Source organism: Kocuria sp. 2SI (assembly GCF_005502825.1).
Lineage (GTDB): Bacteria > Actinomycetota > Actinomycetes > Actinomycetales > Micrococcaceae > Kocuria > Kocuria palustris.
In genome coordinates this window covers 18,356-34,942 of record NZ_SCNB01000004.1, presented here as the reverse complement: position 1 = coordinate 34,942, position 16,587 = coordinate 18,356, and the positions used below count along the sequence as shown (strand labels likewise).

Genomic DNA, 16,587 nt, shown 5'->3' with positions numbered 1-16,587 from the left:
TCAATGCCCCGCACTCAGCAGAAGGAGGACCGCGTGCTCGACGAGCCCGTGTCGGAGAACCTGATCACCGAATACGACTACATCATCGTGGGAGGCGGGTCGGCCGGCGCCGTCGTCGCCGCCCGACTCAGCGAGGACCCGGACGTCTCCGTGGCCCTGGTCGAGGCCGGGGACCACGACCTGGACCACGAGATGGTCCTGCAGCTCAACCGCTGGCCGGAGATGCTGGAATCCGGGCTCGACTGGGACTACCCGATCGAGCCGCAGGCCAACGGCAACTCGTTCATGCGCCACGCCCGCGCCAAGGTGCTGGGAGGCTGCTCGTCGCACAACTCCTGCATCGCCTTCCATCCGCCTGCGGAGGACATGGACCTGTGGGAGCAGATGGGCGCCGAGGGCTGGAGCGCCGAGACCATGCTCCCGCTGATCAAGCGCCTCGAATCGAATCAGTCCCGTTCCGGTGAGCGGCACGGGACCGACGGCCCCGTGGAGCTCATGGACGCTCCTCCGAATGATCCCGTGGGCGTGGCCCTGCTCGAGGCCTGCGAGCAGGCGGGCATCCCTCGAGCCACGTTCAACGACTTCGAGACCGTGGTCAACGGCGCCAGCTTCTTCCAGGTCAACCGCCAGGCGGACGGACGCCGTGCCTCGTCGTCGGTGTCCTACCTGCACCCCATCCAGCAGCGGGACAATCTCGAGATCCTCACGAACCGGCAGGTCATGCAGGTCCTGTTCGACGACGACCAGCGGGCCGTGGGCATCGAGTACATCGACAACTGCTTCGACCGCTCCTCGATCATGAAGGCCCGCAAGGAGATCATCCTCTCGGCCGGGGCGATCGACACCCCCAAGCTGCTGATGCTCTCCGGCATCGGCCCGGCGGATCACCTGCGAGAGGTCGGGATCGACGTGCGGGTGGATTCACCGGGCGTGGGCTCGAACCTCCAGGACCACCCCGAGGCCGTGATCTCCTGGGAGTGCACCCAGCGCATGACCCGAGACACCACCCAGTGGTGGGAGATCGGGATCTTCTCCCCGACCCAGGAGGGCCTGGAGCTTCCCGACCTGATGATGCACTACGGCTCGGTGCCCTTCGACATGCACACACGACGTCAGGGCTACCCCACCTCTCCGGAGTCGTTCGCCCTGACTCCGAACGTCACGCACGCGAAGTCGCGAGGCACCGTGCGGCTGCGCACGATCGACTACCGGGACAAGCCCAGGGTGGATCCACGCTACTTCACGGACGAGGAGGGCTACGACATGGCCGTGGCCGTGGCCGGGATCCGGAGGGCGCGCGAGATCGTCTCCCAGTCGGCCATGGACGCCTACCGCGGCCGCGAGCTCTTCCCCGGCGAGGAGGCCCAGACCGACGAGGAGATCGCCGACTACGTCTCCAAGACCCATAACACCGTCTACCACCCGGCCGGCACCTGCCGCATGGGTGCGCTGGACGACGACCTGTCCCCGCTGGATCCCCAGCTGCGGGTCAAGGGCGTGAAGGGACTGCGCGTGGTCGACGGCTCGATCATGCCGCAGCTGGTCGCGGTGAATCCGAACATCACCACCATGCTGATCGGCGAACGCGCGTCGGACATCATCCGAGGCTCCTGAGCTCCGATGGGCTGAGTCAGCCGCCGGCCTGAGGCGAGAGCCCCGCAGATCCGGTGATCTGCGGGGCTCTCGAATGACGCAGCGCCTCGAGCCGTCCGAGGACGGCTCGAGGCGCTGCGCGCTGTGCAGCGTCGGCTCAGCCCTTGAGGCGGTCGATGTGCTCGGACGCCTGCGCCTTGGTCAGATCGGTCGGAACGGACTCCCCCGCCTGCTTGGCCAGGGTGTCCAGATAGGACTTCTGGGACTCGGTCATGGGCTCGTCGCCGCTGACCCACTCCTCCGGGTCCTTCTCCAGGGACGAGGCGCCGCCGGCGTCGCCGGTGGCGCCCATCATCTCCGCGCCGCCCTCGGTGTCGTCCGTGACGGGCGTGTAGAGCTCGTCGTCGCCCTGCGTGTTCTCTGACATGGGAACCTCCTGGATCTGCGGCCGCCCGCGAGGGCGACCGGTTCGGGACATCGGCGCGCATCGCGGGCTCGGGCCTGCGCCTGTGCGCCTGATCTCATCATGGCACCGCCCACCGACGGGACGTCAGCCCCGCGAGGTCGGGCCGCGGAGGATCGGGCCCGCAGCTCGCAGACGCACCGCGGCCCCGGCCTCAGGGAGAGGCCGGGGCCGCGGTGCGCGCGGGATGCTGCGGATCAGAAGGTGCCGAAGTTCTGCGTGGCGTAGACGTTGCCGTCGGCGCCCTCCGCCAGACCGAAGCCGGCGGCGTTGAACTCGGGATTCATGATGTTCGCCTCATGCGAGGGGCTGTTCATCCAGAAGTCCACGAAGTACGAGGCCGTGGCCTCGACGGAGCCCTGGGAGCCCACGCTGTAGGCGATGTTCTCGGCCATGCCGGTCGAGCCCGCGGCGCTGGTCTGCGCGATGAACGACGGGTTGTGCGACGGCGCGCCGGCGGCGGCCTGCTGGCCCGACCAGTCGGTGCTCATGGCGTCGAGCTGCCCATTGCTCGACAGCGGCGACAGCCCGGCCTGGGAGCGGTGCTCGTTCATCTGGGCGAGGACCTCCTGGGAGACCTGTGCGGAGAACGATGCATCGGAGGCCGGCGCGGCCTCGGGGGCCGGAGCCTCACCGGCCGATGTCTGAGCCTGGGTCTGCATCGGGGTCTCGGCACCCGAGACGGAGACCGCGGCCTGCGCGGGAGCAACGGCGGCGCTGGTGCCGGCGAAGGCGAGCGCGGCGGCTGCGGCGTAGCGAGTGGTCTTCTTCTTCATGGCGTGCTCCTCAGCGGATGTCGATGCGGGCGTGCTGCCCGGAGTCCGCCAGAGAACCTAGGAGGTCACGCAAGACCCGCTCAAATCGCATTCGTTATCAAACCGTGATTGTACCGTGATGGAATTGTAACCTGAACAGTGGCTGAGTACGGCACATCCCTGCCATGACAGGGATGATGTCCTCGCCCACCTCGATCGTCATCGTAAAGCTGGGAGTTCCCCCAGAATCGGTGAGCTCGGCTGCTCGCACCCCGCCTCGCGAGCAGTCCGCGCTGCCGCACGGGTTCTGCTCAACCTTGCGTCGCGATGCTCGCGTGAGCCGCGCCGCAGGTCGTCCAGCCCCTAGGCTCCGAAGAACCCTCCACCCGGTCGTCGCCGTCTTGGCCCTGATCGGATCGGACGCGACCACGACCCGGTGCCACCGCACCGGCGGAGGCGGATCCGCGGCCCCACCCGGCCGACCGTTCGAGGAAAGACGAGCCCCGTGCGCGCACTCACCAAGCTGTCCGCCGACCCCGGACTGGAGCTGCTCGACCACCCGGAGCCGGGCTGCGGCGCCTGGGACGTGAAGATCCGCGTGCTGCGCGCCGGCATCTGCGGCACCGATCTGCACCTGGCCGACTGGGATGACTGGGCCCGCTCCACGGTGGACCCGCCCCTGGTCATCGGCCACGAATTCTACGGCGAGATCGTCGAGGTGGGCTCGGAGGTCACGAGCGTCGCCGTCGGCGATCGAGCCTCGGGTGAAGGCCACATCGTGTGCGGGACCTGCCGCAACTGCCGTGCCGGGCACCGCCACGTCTGCATCGCCATCGAGGGCCTGGGCGTGAACCGCGACGGCGCCTTCGCGGACTTCGTCGTCCTGCCGGCCACGAACGTGTGGGTCCACCCCGCGGATCTGGACCCGGACCTGGGCGCGATCTTCGATCCCCTGGGCAATGCGACCCACACGGCCCTGCAGTGGCCGATGGTCGGCGAGGACGTCGTGATCACCGGCGCCGGGCCGATCGGCGTCATGTCCGCCGCGATCGCCCGCCACGCCGGCGCCCGCTACGTCGTCGTCTCGGACGCCAGCGACTACCGCCTGGAGCTGGCCCGCACCGCCGGTGCCGACCTGACGATCAACGTGACCCGCGAGTCGCTGGCCGATGCCCAGACGAACCTGGGGATGAAGGAGGGCTTCGACATCGGGATGGAGATGTCCGGAGCGGGCCCGGCCGTCATAGACATGATCGCCAACATGAACCACGGCGGACGCATAGCGCTGCTCGGGCTGCCCCACCAGTCCTACGATCTGGACTGGGGCAAGGTCATCACGCACATGATCACGCTCAAGGGCATCTACGGCCGCGAGATGTACGACACCTGGTATGCGATGTCCCAGATGATCGCCGCCTCGCAGCGCTTCCGATCAGCCGTCTCCCAGGTCATCACCCACCGCTTCCCCGCCGAGCGGTGGGAGGACGCCTTCGCCGCGGCCCGCTCCGGGCAGTGCGGCAAGGTCGTCCTGGACTGGTCCTGACGGGCCCGGCGACAACGCCTCCCCTCACCTCCGACCCCGAAGGACGACCATGTACGGCACCCTGAAGGACGAGCTGACCGCCACGCTGCGGGAGATCCGCGACTCCGGGCTCCACAAGGACGAGCGCCAGCTGACCTCTCCGCAGTCCGCCCACATCACGACCCTGAAGTCCGAGGCGCTGAACTTCTGCGCCAACAACTACCTGGGCCTGGCCGATGACCCGCAGATCATCGGCGCCGCCAAGACCGCCCTGGACGACTGGGGCTTCGGCATGGCCTCGGTCCGCTTCATCTGCGGCACGCAGAACCTGCACATCCAGCTCGAGGACAAGCTCTCCGAGTTCCTGGGCACCGAGGACACGATCCTCTACTCGTCATGCTTCGACGCCAACGGCGGCGTCTTCGAGGTGCTCTTCGGCGCCGAGGACGCGATCATCTCCGATGAGCTGAACCACGCCTCGATCATCGACGGGGTGCGGCTGTCGAAGGCTCGGCGCTTCCGCTACAGGAACGCGGACATGGCGGATCTGCGCGCCCAGCTCGAGGCAGCGGCCGATGCGCGCCGGAAGGTCATCGTGACTGACGGCGTCTTCTCGATGGACGGCTCCTACGCCCCGCTGGATGAGATCTGCGACCTGGCCGAGGAGTTCGGCGCCCTGGTCTTCGTGGACGACTCGCACGCGGTCGGCTTCATCGGCGACGGCGGGCGCGGAACCCCCGAGCTGTTCGGCGTGATGGATCGGGTGGACATCCTCACCGGCACGCTCGGCAAGGCCCTGGGCGGAGCATCCGGCGGCTATGTGGCCGCCCATCAGGAGATCGTGGACCTGCTGCGGCAGCGCTCGCGTCCCTACCTGTTCTCGAACTCGGTGGCCCCGGCGGTCGTCGCGGGCTCCCTGGCCGCGCTCGAACTGATCGAGTCCTCGGCGGACAAGCGGCGCACGCTGCAGGCCAACACCGAGCTGTTCGACTCGCTGATGCGCGAGGCCGGCTTCGACGTCCTGCCCGGAACGCACCCGATCCGCCCGATCATGTTCCCCGGTGACGACGGCGCCCGCCAGGCGACCCAGATCGCCGATCGCATGCTCGAGGCCGGCGTCTACGTGATCGCCTTCAGCTTCCCGGTCGTGCCGCGGGGCAAGGCGCGGATCCGCGTGCAGCTGTCCGCATCGCACTCGGAGCGCGACGTCCGGGATTGCGTGCAGGCTTTCATCGACGCGCGCGACGCCGTGGCCTGAGGCCTCCGCGCGCAGCGGCCCGCACCAGAGCGCATTGACAGGCGGACCCGACGAGCTCGAGCTCGTCGGGTCCGCCTGTCGCTGTCGGGACAGGGATCTCGTCGTCGTGCTCAGGCCACCTGCCGGCGTCGGGCCGCCTGATGCCGGCCGTGCACTGCGTGGTAGAAGACGCCGGCCACGACCACCACGACCGCCAGCCCCGCGTACATGGGGCCGTAGCCGGTCGCCGAGAGGAGGGCGCCCAGCAGCACCGGGCCCAGCCCGATCCCCACATCGGCCAGCAGCAGCAGCGTGGAGATCCCGGTGCCGAGCTTGTCGGCAGGCACGGCGCTCACGGCGATGGCCTGGGCGGCCGGCATCAGCGTGCCGTAGCCCAGGCCGGTGAGCGCACCGGCCACGACCACCTGCCAGTCCTGCTGGGCCGCGGACAGCACGACCAGCGCCAGGACGAAGCACACGATGCCGAACCACACGACGATGTTGTCCCCGCGCTGGTCCTGGACGCGACCCAGCACGAAGCGCATCACGAGCATGGCCAGGGCGTAGGCCACGAAGAACAGTCCGGCGCCGGTGGCGACATCGCGCTCCACGGCATAGGCGTTCAGGTAGGTGATCACCCCGGCATAGCTCAGTCCGATCAGCACCATGACCAGCCCGATCGGCACGACGGCCGGATGCAGGATCTCCGAGAGCGAGAACTCGGCCTTCCGCGCGGCGACGGCCTCGTCGTGCTCCTCGGCCTCCTCGTCCGTGCGCGCTGCAGTGCCCTCGGCGGGGCGGCGCAGGAACAGCGCGAGCACCAGTCCGATGGCGGTGGCCCCCAGCGCGACGGCGAACAGCATCCCGTAGCTGTACGCCCCGACCAGGAAGAGCCCCAGCGCCGGCCCCACGGCCGTGGCCAGCGTGGTGCCCAAGGCGAAGAAGCCGGTGCCCTCGGCGCGACGGGCTGCGGGGATCACCGACTGCACGATGGCCATCACCGCCGTGGAGGCGAAGGCGTAGGCGAATCCGTGCAGGATGCGCACCGCGATCAGCAGGGGCAGCGAGGCGGTCGGGAGGTAGAGAGCGCAGGCCAGGATCGTCACTGCAAGGGCCGCGAGCATCACGCGACGGCGCCCCAGCCGATCGACGATGAAGCCGGTGACCAGTCGCGCGACGGTCGCCCCCACCACGAAGGAGCTCGAGGCGAAGCCGCTGGCGGCGTCGTCGGCGGCGAACTCGCGCACGGCGTACAGCGCCATGGTGGTGACCAGCAGGTAGAAGACGAGGTACTGCGAGAAGTTGACCAGCCAGGCCAGCACGAAGGCCGGGGTGATCAGGGGCTGAGCGCTCGGGTGGTCGATGCGCGGGATCTCACCGGTGGCGGCGGACAAGGGTCATCTCCTGGGATCGAGGTTTGTATGATGCAAATCTAGCACTGAGTTTGCACGATACAATTCGAGGTGACGAGATCGCACCGCTGAAGGGGGCCGCCGCATGGACGAGCAGAGCGACAGCCGGACGCTGCGGGCGCTGATGTACGAGCACATGCTGATGTCACGGCACGCCCTGCAGGGCTCGGCCCCGCGTCTGCGCCCGGAGACCCTGGAGCGCAGCGCGGCCGTGCTGCTGGCGCGCCTCCAGGCCTCGGGGCCGATGTCCGTGGGCGAGCTCGCCGAGGCCTTCGACCTGGACGTCTCCACGGTGCACCGCCAGGTCGCCGCCGCCATGAAGGCCGGGCTGATCGAGCGGGTCGAGGACCCGGACGGCGGCTCGGCCCGCAAGCACCGCCCCTCCCCCGAGGGCGCGAACCGGCTCCGCGAGGACTTCCGCGGCCGCACCGACTCCGTGGCCGCCGTGACGGCCGAGTGGGCGGACGAGGACGTCGAGCAGCTGACCCGCCTGATGCGCCGCTTCAACGAATCGGTCGAGGCCATCCGGGCACAGCCCTGGCCGCGCCCCGATCCCGAGTGAGCCGCGACCGCCCGGTCCCTGCGGGCGGAGCTACGCGGAGACCACGACGTCCGAGAGCTCGAGCCAGTCGGCCATCGAGCGCAGCTGCGCTGCCAGCGCCTCCCGCGCCGCCCCCGGCGCCTCGGGCTCCCAGGTCAGGCGCTGCACGCACAGGGCATCCGCGGCGCGGTCGGCCTTCAGGTCCGCGCGGGCGACCAGCGTGTCCCCGTAGACGAACGGCAGGACGTAGTAGCCGTGCAGCCGCTGAGCTGCGGGCGTGTAGATCTCCAGGCGGAAGCGCATGCCGAACAGCGCCTCGGTGCGCTCGCGCTGCCACACCAGCGAGTCGAACGGGCTGACCAGAGCCTCCACATGGGCTCTGCGCGGCCGTCGGGCCTCGGCATGCAGGTAGGCCGGGCCCAGGCCGCGGACCGTCACCTCCTCCAGCTCACCGGCCGCCACCAGATCGACGACGGCGGCGCGGGACTCGTCGGCGCGCAGCCGGAAGTAGTCCCGCAGGCTGCGCAGGCTCGCCACCCCGTGGGCGCGGGCGGCGATGCGGATCAGCTCCACATGGGCCCCATGAGCGTCCATCTGCCGCGCGCGCTCGAGCGGCTCGGGAGGAAGGATCCGCTCGGGCAGGACGTAGGCGCGCTCGAACTGCTGGTTGCGCCCGCTGCTGATGATCTGCCCGGACCAGAACAGGAACTCCAGCGCGGTCTTGACCGCCGACCAGTTCCAGCCCCAGCCGTCGCCGCGGCCGGGGACCTGATGCTCCACGAGCGCGTCGCACTGCCGGGCGGTCAGGGGCCCATGGGATGCCACCAAGGCGAGCACCCGCTCCACGAGCTCGGGCTGCTCTTGGGCGATCCGGCGGATGCCGCCCCAGGCCTCGTCACGAGCGCGGTCGCGGCGGAAGGCCAGCAGCGGCCAGGTCTGCAGCGGGATCAGGCTGGCCTCGTGCGCCCAGTACTCCACGAGGCGCCGGGGCGAGCGGTCGCGCAGGCGGTCCAGTCGGGCGCGGTCATAGGGCCCGAGCCGGGAGAAGAACGGCAGGTAGTGGGAGCGGGTGAGCACGTTGACCGAATCCACCTGGACCACGCCCACGCGATCGATCACCCGGTTCAGGTGCCGCGCCGTGACAGCGCCCGGAGCCGGGCGCGGGTCCAGGAAGCCCTGGGCGGCCAGGGCGATGCGGCGGGCTGCCGCAGGAGTCAGCTCGGTCATCGGGTCCCCTGGTTCAGCGCGGACTCCAGCTTCTCCAGGGTCTTGGCGCACGTGCGCTGCCCGATCAGCCCCTCCCGGGCATGGGCCGTGGCTTCGAGGCCGTGCTGCGACCACACGACCTGCAGGACGCAGGGATTCATCCCCGCCGCACCCGAACCGACCATGCCGGTCATGAGCACGACCGGTCGGTCCGGGGCCCATCCCCACTCGGCTCGACCGCCGAAGACCTCCCGCAGCACGTGCTGGACCAGGTCCTGATCCAGCGCCACCGGCAGCTGGGCCCGCGCCCCGTCCAGGTGCGTGAGGTGGCGGGTGCCGACCTGCGCACCGAACGCACCTCCCGAGCGGCCTCCGACGGCACCGGGGATCCCGGCCCCGACCCCGCCGCCGAAGCCTCCGCCCGCACCGCCGAGCTGGGCGAGCCGCCCCTCCAGGCGCGCCTCGACCTCTGCCAGGGGCAGCACCGGGGAGGGCACTCGCTGCTGTGTCGGACTTCGGCGGCGAAGCAGCGGCAGCAGGATCAGCAGCACTCCCCCGACCCCGAAGAACAGGGCACCGACCAGCATGATCGCGACCATCACCCAGTCCCCCGCGTCGCTCGGCCCACCGCTCAGCCCGCCTTCCAGCATCGCCAGGCACCCCAGGCCCATGCCGATGGATCCCACCCCTATGAGGATCGGGGTGGCGGGGTGATCAGCGCCCAGCAGCTGCGTCAGCCCGATCAGCGCGCAGCCGCCGAAGAAGGCGATCACGACCAGGCCGAGCATCACGGGACCGAAGAGCAGGACGAAGACACCGGCCGCCACGAACAGCAGGGAGATGACGAGCAGCAGGATGGCCTTGAGCCGGCCGGGCTGAGATCCGCCCATCGCTCAGGACCCCGACGGCCAGGTGTCGCGGACGGGTGCTCCGCCTTCGGCCACGTCCTCGGACCTGCCGGTGAAGCGGGTCCAGGAGTCCTGCGGCCGGTAGCCGAGCTCGACCATGGTGTTCGTGATGTCCCAGCGCCGGTTGGGGTTCTCGGAGATCGCGTAGTACGCCCCGAAGCTGCGATCCGCCTCGATCGCGCAGCGCACCACCTGGACGCAGTCGTCGGGCGAGAGCCACATGGCGTGCAGCAGCTCGTCGTCGGCCTCCAGCGGATCCTGGGCGTACCAGCCGATGCGCAGGGCGATGAACTCGAGGCCGAACTCGTCGTGGTAGTAGCTGCCCAGCGCCTCGCCGAAGACCTTGGAGACCCCGTAGAGCGAGTCCGGTCGAGGCAGCGTGGTGGGCAGCACGGGCCACTGCTCGTTCCGGTCCCACATGCCGAAGGCGTGATTGGACGACGCATAGACCACGCGGCGCACCCCGGCCTGCCGGGCCGCTTCCAGCACGCTGCGGGTGCCCACGATGTTGGCGTCCAGGACGTCGTCCCACTCGGCCTGCGGGGCCGATGCCCCCGCCAGGTGCACCACGGTGTCCACACCATCCATTAGGGCCAGCATCTCGTCCAGGTCGGTGATCTGCGCTGGGCGCAGCACGCGCTCCTGCTCCTCGTTCCTGGGCGTGCGCCCGTGCTGGATGATCTCGTAGCCGGGGCCCTGCTCGTTGAGCCGCTCGGCCAGCAGCAGCCCGATCCCGCCGGTGGCACCCGTGATCAGGAGGCGGCGGCTCGGGGCGGAGGACTCTGATGGCGTGGTCATGGCCCCATCCTCCCCCGGCGCATGGATCGGCGCACGCGCCGCAGCAGGGTCGTGCTCGGATCCTGGTCGCGCTCCACCGACGGCTCGTCGGAGGCGCCGTCGATCACGGCCTGCGCCGCCGAGGGCTCTACCCCCGCGTAGAGCATCGCGTCCAGGGCCAGGAGGCGGATCATCCGCACGGTGGGATCGCACTGCCGAGCGGGGCCCAGCTCGGACAGCGCGGCCGGGAAGTCGTCGACGACGCCCTGGCGGGCGCTGCGGCTCGCGGGGTCCTCAGCCAGGCGCTCGATCAATCCCGCGAAGCGCTTCAAGGAGGCGCCATGGGCCACCCGGGACGACGGGTCCGCGGCGATCGCCAGGCGCACGGCCATGATGGCGTCATCGCCCAGCAGGTCCAGATGACCGGCGTTCTCGGTCATGACCACCAGGGGGCGCCTCCCGGAGCGGCGGGTCAGCGAGTGCCGGGCCACGCGCTGGCTGCGCTCGCGCGCCGAGGCCACATCGGCCAGGTCGTCGCGCGTCTCGCGCAGGCCCGCGAGCGCGTCGACGGCCGCGGCCTCGTCGTCGCCCGCCAGGGCCTCGGCGGCCCGGCGCAGACCGGAGCCAACGGACGACAGGGCCTCAGACTCCGCGGCTCGCAGCAGCTTGAGCGGATCCGGGGTGAACAGCAGCTGCGTGAACACGAGCGCGACTCCCGCCCCGATCAGGGCGTCGATCAGCCGCTCAGGGCCGGCGCTGCCGTCGGAGATCGACACGGTCAGCACGGCGGAGGCCGCTGCCTGGGCCACCAGCAGCCGGGAGCCGCCGGCCAGTGTGGAGATGCTCAGCGACACGAGGACAGCGATGCCCAGCGCGAGCGCCAGATCGGAGACGACCAGCAGGGTCAGCTCCCCCACCACGATCCCGAGCACGACGCCCAGCAGCAGCTTCAGGGCGTTGAGGCCGCGCTCGCCCAGATCCGTGTTCAGGGACACGACCGCGGCGATCGGGGCGAAGAACGGCTCCGAGTGGCCCCCGAGCCAGCGGGCGAGCAGGAAGGCGATCAGCGCGGCGGCGGCCAGCTGCAGGATGGTCCACCCGTCCTCGCGCAGCCGATCGCGCACCCCAGCTCTCCATCCCACCGCACCTCACCCGTCCTCCTCGGCGCCCTGCGCCAGCGGCCTCAGGCCATCGCCCTGCCCTTGGTCTCGGGCAGGGACTTCCACACGAAGCACACGCCCAGCAGCGCGAAGGCCGTGTACAGACCGTAGGCCAGATCCAGGCCGATACCCGCCAGGACGGGGAAGGTCAGCGTGATCAGCCAGTTCATCAGCCAGTTCACGGCGGTGCACACGGCCACGGCGACGGTGCGGAGGTCCGAGTCGAACAGCTCGCCGAGCATGAGCCACATGACCGGTCCCCAGGTGATGCCGAAGGAGATCGCGAAGCCGTTCATGCCGATCAGGGCGGTGAGCGCAGCCCCGCGCGGCAGAGCGCCCTCGGCGCCGCCGCCCTGGGCGAAGGCGATGGCCATCGCGGCCATGGAGGCGACCATGAACGCGCCGCCGACGATCAGCATGCTCCGGCGCGGAACGCGGTCCATGATCAGGATCGCCACGACCGTGGCCGCGATGCTCAGCCCAGCGGTGAGCATGCTGACCTGGAAGGAGTCGTCGACGGGCACGCCCACCGACTGCCAGATGGTGTTGGAGTACATCTTCACGACGTTGATGCCCACGAGCTGCTGGAAGGCGGCCAGCAGGATCCCGGCCCACACGATGCCCTGGAGCCCCAGCCGGCTGCCGCGCAGATCCTTCAGAGACGCGCTCTCGGATCGGTCCGCGAGCTTCTCGCGGATGCGCTCGAAGCGGCCCTCGGCGTCCTCGCCGCCGGCGCGCTCGATGAAGGCGCGGGCCGAGTCGTGATCGCCCAGGCGCACGGCATCGGGCGGGGACTGCGGCAGGCGCAGCGAGATCAGCACGTAGGACAGCGCCAGGACGGCGACGACGGCGAACATCCAGCGCCAGGCCTCCATGCCCCACAGCTGGGCCGATTCGGAGCCTGCGGCCCGGGCGAACAGGTACCCGGAGACCAGGCCCAGGAACTGACCGAGCACGATCGCCATCTGCCAGAAAGTGCCCATGGTGCCGCGGATGCGCGGCGGGGAGACCTCGCTGACATAGGCCGGGACCACTGCGCTGGCGGCGCCGATGCCCAGGCCTGTGCAGATGCGGAAGACGAGGATCAGCCAGAAGCCGTCGGCGAGCTGCGTGAGAACCGAGCCCACGAGCATCAGGGTGCCAGCCAGGGTCATGACCGGGGTGCGCCCTATCCGCTCGGAGACATCGCCCGAGAACCAGGCACCCGCGGCCGCGCCGATCATCGCGATCGAGGTGATCAGCCCCGTCTGGAACGAGCTGAGCTCCAGCGACGGCGCGATGCCGTTGATCGCCGAGTTCATGGTCGACATGTCGAAGCCGAACAGGAAGCCGCCGATCACCGCGCCGACCGCGAGCACGGCGATGAAGGCGGTCTGATGACGGGCGGCGGGCCTCGCCTGGGCGGGCGCAGAAGAAGGCACGGGGAACCTCGCTGACAGGGGGGGAAGGAAGGGTGCTGTCCTTCACCGTATCCACGCTCCGGATCCCCCGCGCGCCCGAGGTGAGCCGGATCTCAGCCGCGCAGTCCTGCGGCGGCCCGGTGGAGGGCGTCGGCGGAGGCGTGCAGGCGCTCGAGCTCGCCGTCGTCGAACGGAGTCCGCTCGATGGGGTGCGCCCCCGAGGCGCTGATGATGCTCGGCACCGACAGCGCAGCAGCTCCGTCGATCCCGTGCAGGCCTGAGAGCACGGTGGAGACCGTGAGCACGGCGTCACGGTCGTCTCCACGAGCTTCCAGATCGCGGGCTGCGTCGGGACCTCGCTGGCCGCCGGCGTCTACGGCGCGCTCAGCGCAGCAGCCTGCTCAGCAGCCGGTGGGCGCCGCGGCGGCCCATCCGCTTGCCGAGGGCCTCGGGGCCGCGCTGGGCCGCGCGGGCGTCGCCGCGCATCCGTCGTGCCTTGAACAGCCAGTTCAGCATGGTGTTTTCCTCCTGCGCGTCGTCGGTCCGGCGCGGAATCAGCGGCAGGTGCCGTGGTAGCCGGACCGCGTGGTCCGGCTCAGCCTACGGACCCCGTCCGACGGGCGGGAGACCCTCAGTCGCCGCGCATGTCCTGGGCGAGCATCACCACGATGCCGCTGGGCCCGCGCAGGTACGTCAGGCGGTAGACGCCCTGGTAGTCCGCCACTCCGCGCAGCGGGTGGCAGCCGTGGGCGGCCGCCTTCTCCAGGGCGGCGTCGAGATCGTCGACCTGGAAGGCGACCCGGTGCATGCCCAGGTCGTTCGGCTGGGTCGGCGGCATGGGGCTGGCAGGCGGGTGGATGTACTCGAACAGCTCCAGGACGCCGCGTCCGTCGGGAGTGGACAGCACGGCGATCCTCGCATGGTTGCCGTCCAGGCCCACGGCGGTCTCCGCAGCGGCTGGGCATGCCGCCACGATCGCCGAGGCACCCTCGATGGCCTCCTCGACGTCCTGCTTCGTGGCGGGCGGCCGAGAGATATCGGGGTACTCGGTGCTGTTGCGGACCTGTCGCATCCAGTCGAACTCCGCCAGGGCATCGTCGGACACCTACGCAGCGGCGGCCGCGCCGGTGTTCACGTGCGCCACGCCCACCGGTCGAGCGCGCAGACCGTGGTGAGCCAGCACGGCTGCCAGCGCCTCGCGCGCGGCGTCGTAGGCCGCGCGGAGCACCGGCCCCGGCCCATAGGTGGGTTGAACGATCTCTCGCATGGGTGCATGCAGCGGATGATCCCGCTCAGCACGCACCAGTCGATTGCGCCCCTCCTGGCGATCCTGCAGGACGCCGACGTCGATCAGTCGCTGGACCTCCCGATGCACGACCGCTGGGCTGACCCCGGTGCGTCGACCGAGCTCGGCCAGGGAGACTTCTCGCTCGGGGTGGCCCAGCGTCTCGGCGAGGATCGCGCCCACGGCGTCCGATCGCACGAACGGCGTGAGCTGCGGAGGAAGAGTCTTCACAGAACAGGAAGATTTATTCCTGTCATTGGAATGGTCAGGGGTGCGCTCGAGATCTCGCTGCGACGTCAGAGCAGGCCTGTAGCGTGCGCCGCGATACACTGCACCGACGAAACTCGTGAAGGGAATCCGATGACCGAGACCACGCAGGACCGCACGCCCACGCAGGACCCAGCGGAGGACGGGGCCTTCTTTCCGTCTCCGTACTCACTTTCCCAGTACACCGCTCCCACCACGGACTTCGACGGACTGGCCACCGAGGAACAGTACCGCGGCGGCCGCTGGAAGGTCCTGGTGATCGCCGCCCACGAGCGCTACATGCGCATGCGCAACGGGACGTTCTTCTCCACCGGCAATCACCCCGTCGAGACCCTGCTGCCGCTGCACCACATGGCCCAGGCCGGCTACGGCATCGACGTCGCCACGCTCACGGGCGGGCCCGGCAAGTTGGAGTGGTGGGCCTACCCGTCGCAGGACCAGGCTGTGGCCAGCACCTGGGAGGCCGCCCAGGAGTCCTTCAAGACCCCGCGCGCGCTCGCTGACGTCATCGCCGACGGGCTCGACGACTACGCCGCGATCTTCATCCCCGGCGGCCACGGCGCCATGACGGGCCTGCCCGACAGCCGCGAGCTGCGGTCGGCACTGGACTTCTTCATGGAGCAGGACCGGCTCATCATCACCCTGTGCCACGGCCCCGCCGCCCTGCTGGCCGCGGGCATCGACCGCGAGAAGAACCCCTTCGCGGGTCGCCGCATCACCGCCTTCCCGGATTCCCTGGACCTGGGGGCGAACATCGAGATCGGCTACCTCCCCGGGCAGATGCCGTGGAACCTGGGCGAGCAGCTCACCGCCGCCGGTTTCGAGATCGTCAACGACGACATGTCCGGAGCGACCACCCGCGACGGCAATCTGCTGACCGGCGACAGCCCTCTGGCCGCGAACCAGCTCGGCAAGGAGTCCGCGCTCGCGCTGCTGGAGTCGTTCGGCGACTGAGCCGTCCCCTGGAGTCGGCACACCATCGCAGCTCCTGCACCGAGCCCGCCCCGGAGCCTCTTCCGGAGCGGGCTCGGACATGAAGCCCCCGGCCCTTCAGCTCCGCGCGGTGACTCGGGCGATGAAGCCAAGGATCTCCTCTTCGGCCTCGGCGCGAGTCAGCGGCTCGTTGTGCACCTCGTGGCGGACTTCGGGGAAGACGCGGGTGCGGACGTCGTCATGGCCGCTGTCCCGCAGTCGATTGGCCACGTGGAACGCGCCTTCGCCGAAGTTGGCGACAGGATCCTGCTCCCCCGCCAGGATCAGCACCGGCAGATCCACGGGCAGAGCGGCGTAGAAGGAGTCGTCGTTCGCCTGGTCGTAGAGGTCCACGAACCCCTTGAGGAACCGTGCGCTCAAGGGCGCCCCGAAGTTGTTGAAGGGGTCGCGGCCGTGGTCGGCCACCACGTCGGCGTCCAGGGCCACCCAGGCCGTGGGGCCCGCGTCCTGGCCGAAGCGGGCCAGGAAGCCGTCGAAGAGCTGTCCCACCAGAAGATCCGGCGCCGGCTCGGCACGGCCCTCTCCGGCGGACAGGCGGGCGAGCATGTCCCGGTCGAGCGTCGACTCGATGCCGCGCATCTGCGCCGCGATGCCGCCCAAGGCCAATCCGGCCAGCTCGACATCCGGCTGCGCGGCCAGGACGCGGGCGATCATCGAGCCCCAGCTGTGCCCGAACACGACCACCGGGACCCCGGGCAGCTCCTGCCGCACCCTGGCCAGCAGCGCCAGCTCGTCGTCGACGACCACACGGGCGGCGTCGTCGCCGGCATCTGCCCATATCCCGGACCGCATCGCCGTGCGACCATGCCCGCTGTGATCGCCCGCCGCCACCGCGAACCCCTCGTCCAGCAGCGCGCTGATGAGGTGGAGGTAGCGCCGCGAGTGCTCGCCGAGGCCGTGGACGATCTGCACGATCGCCTTGGGCTCGGCGATCGGCGTGTGCAGCCATGCCTGGATGGTGTCGCGACCATTGGCCGACGCGAACTCGATCTCCTGCAGTGCCATGGGTGTCCCCTGCGCTGGATGCGCCGCCGGTCGGCGCTGGGAGCCTCAGCATAATTCGGCGCG

18 protein-coding genes are annotated in these 16,587 nt (G+C 70.3%); 5 read left to right on the top strand and 13 right to left on the bottom strand.

The window, feature by feature from the left end:
* The first annotated feature begins 3 nt into the window (after nt 1-3).
* Nucleotides 4-1,614: a GMC family oxidoreductase gene (locus tag FFS25_RS03440; protein ID WP_137801919.1), complete on the top strand. Its 1,611-nt coding sequence runs from the start codon at nt 4-6 to the stop codon at nt 1,612-1,614.
* A 136-nt stretch (nt 1,615-1,750) separates the two neighbouring features.
* Here the strand turns inward: FFS25_RS03440 and FFS25_RS03435 are convergent, their stop codons facing one another.
* Both FFS25_RS03435 and FFS25_RS03430 read right to left on the bottom strand, forming a co-directional pair.
* Complete coding sequence (locus FFS25_RS03435) at nt 1,751-2,020, bottom strand: DUF3072 domain-containing protein (RefSeq protein ID WP_171004084.1); 270 nt, start codon at nt 2,018-2,020, stop codon at nt 1,751-1,753.
* Between the two features lie 233 nt (nt 2,021-2,253).
* Entirely contained in the window at nt 2,254-2,832 is a 579-nt protein-coding gene (locus FFS25_RS03430; protein ID WP_006215406.1) for a CAP domain-containing protein, read from the bottom strand.
* A 484-nt stretch (nt 2,833-3,316) separates the two neighbouring features.
* Here FFS25_RS03430 and tdh point away from each other — a divergent pair, with 484 nt between their 5' ends.
* The gene (gene tdh, locus FFS25_RS03425; RefSeq protein ID WP_137801918.1) at nt 3,317-4,354 is read left to right on the top strand and encodes an L-threonine 3-dehydrogenase; all 1,038 of its coding nucleotides are present in this window, start codon (nt 3,317-3,319) and stop codon (nt 4,352-4,354) included.
* Between the two features lie 49 nt (nt 4,355-4,403).
* Nucleotides 4,404-5,591, top strand: a complete 1,188-nt coding sequence (locus FFS25_RS03420; protein WP_137801917.1) for a glycine C-acetyltransferase — start codon at nt 4,404-4,406, stop codon at nt 5,589-5,591.
* A gap of 110 nt (nt 5,592-5,701) precedes the next feature.
* Here FFS25_RS03420 and FFS25_RS03415 read toward each other — a convergent pair whose 3' ends face one another.
* Entirely contained in the window at nt 5,702-6,964 is a 1,263-nt protein-coding gene (locus tag FFS25_RS03415) for an MFS transporter (protein ID WP_137801916.1), read from the bottom strand.
* A gap of 103 nt (nt 6,965-7,067) precedes the next feature.
* Between FFS25_RS03415 and FFS25_RS03410 the strand changes: the two genes are divergently transcribed.
* On the top strand, nt 7,068-7,544 hold the full coding sequence (locus FFS25_RS03410) for a MarR family winged helix-turn-helix transcriptional regulator (protein ID WP_006215410.1): 477 nt from the start codon (nt 7,068-7,070) through the stop codon (nt 7,542-7,544).
* Nucleotides 7,545-7,574: 30 nt separating this feature from the next.
* On the opposite strand, the gene FFS25_RS03405 is transcribed toward FFS25_RS03410, so the two are convergent.
* The 9 genes from FFS25_RS03405 to FFS25_RS03370 form a co-directional block, all read right to left on the bottom strand.
* On the bottom strand, nt 7,575-8,750 hold the full coding sequence (locus tag FFS25_RS03405; protein ID WP_137801915.1) for a winged helix-turn-helix domain-containing protein: 1,176 nt from the start codon (nt 8,748-8,750) through the stop codon (nt 7,575-7,577).
* Nucleotides 8,747-9,619, bottom strand: a complete 873-nt coding sequence (locus FFS25_RS03400) for an ABC-2 family transporter permease (protein ID WP_137801914.1) — start codon at nt 9,617-9,619, stop codon at nt 8,747-8,749. Before FFS25_RS03400 ends, FFS25_RS03405 begins: the two co-directional genes overlap by 4 nt.
* A 3-nt stretch (nt 9,620-9,622) precedes the next feature.
* Nucleotides 9,623-10,435: an NAD-dependent epimerase/dehydratase family protein gene (locus FFS25_RS03395; protein ID WP_137801913.1), complete on the bottom strand. Its 813-nt coding sequence runs from the start codon at nt 10,433-10,435 to the stop codon at nt 9,623-9,625.
* Entirely contained in the window at nt 10,432-11,538 is a 1,107-nt protein-coding gene (locus FFS25_RS03390; protein ID WP_171004083.1) for an FUSC family protein, read from the bottom strand. The genes FFS25_RS03395 and FFS25_RS03390 overlap by 4 nt, the downstream gene beginning before the upstream one ends.
* A 59-nt stretch (nt 11,539-11,597) precedes the next feature.
* Nucleotides 11,598-12,995, bottom strand: a complete 1,398-nt coding sequence (locus tag FFS25_RS03385) for a sugar porter family MFS transporter (protein WP_171004082.1) — start codon at nt 12,993-12,995, stop codon at nt 11,598-11,600.
* A 92-nt stretch (nt 12,996-13,087) separates the two neighbouring features.
* Entirely contained in the window at nt 13,088-13,279 is a 192-nt protein-coding gene (locus FFS25_RS03380; RefSeq protein ID WP_137801910.1) for a hypothetical protein, read from the bottom strand.
* Between the two features lie 79 nt (nt 13,280-13,358).
* A complete protein-coding gene (locus tag FFS25_RS13920) occupies nt 13,359-13,490 on the bottom strand; it encodes a hypothetical protein (protein WP_006215416.1) in 132 nt (43 codons plus the stop codon).
* 115 nt (nt 13,491-13,605) lie between these two features.
* Complete coding sequence (locus tag FFS25_RS03375) at nt 13,606-14,079, bottom strand: VOC family protein (protein WP_249933749.1); 474 nt, start codon at nt 14,077-14,079, stop codon at nt 13,606-13,608.
* A complete protein-coding gene (locus FFS25_RS03370) occupies nt 14,080-14,490 on the bottom strand; it encodes a MarR family transcriptional regulator (protein WP_137801909.1) in 411 nt (136 codons plus the stop codon).
* A 129-nt stretch (nt 14,491-14,619) separates the two neighbouring features.
* Between FFS25_RS03370 and hchA the strand changes: the two genes are divergently transcribed.
* Nucleotides 14,620-15,480 (top strand): glyoxalase III HchA, encoded by an 861-nt coding sequence (gene hchA, locus FFS25_RS03365; RefSeq protein ID WP_024290986.1) that lies wholly within the window; start codon nt 14,620-14,622, stop codon nt 15,478-15,480.
* A 96-nt stretch (nt 15,481-15,576) separates the two neighbouring features.
* Here hchA and FFS25_RS03360 read toward each other — a convergent pair whose 3' ends face one another.
* Nucleotides 15,577-16,524 carry an alpha/beta fold hydrolase gene (locus FFS25_RS03360; protein ID WP_137801908.1) on the bottom strand — a complete coding sequence of 316 codons (948 nt, stop codon included), beginning with the start codon at nt 16,522-16,524 and terminating at the stop codon, nt 15,577-15,579.
* Nucleotides 16,525-16,587: the final 63 nt, after the last annotated feature.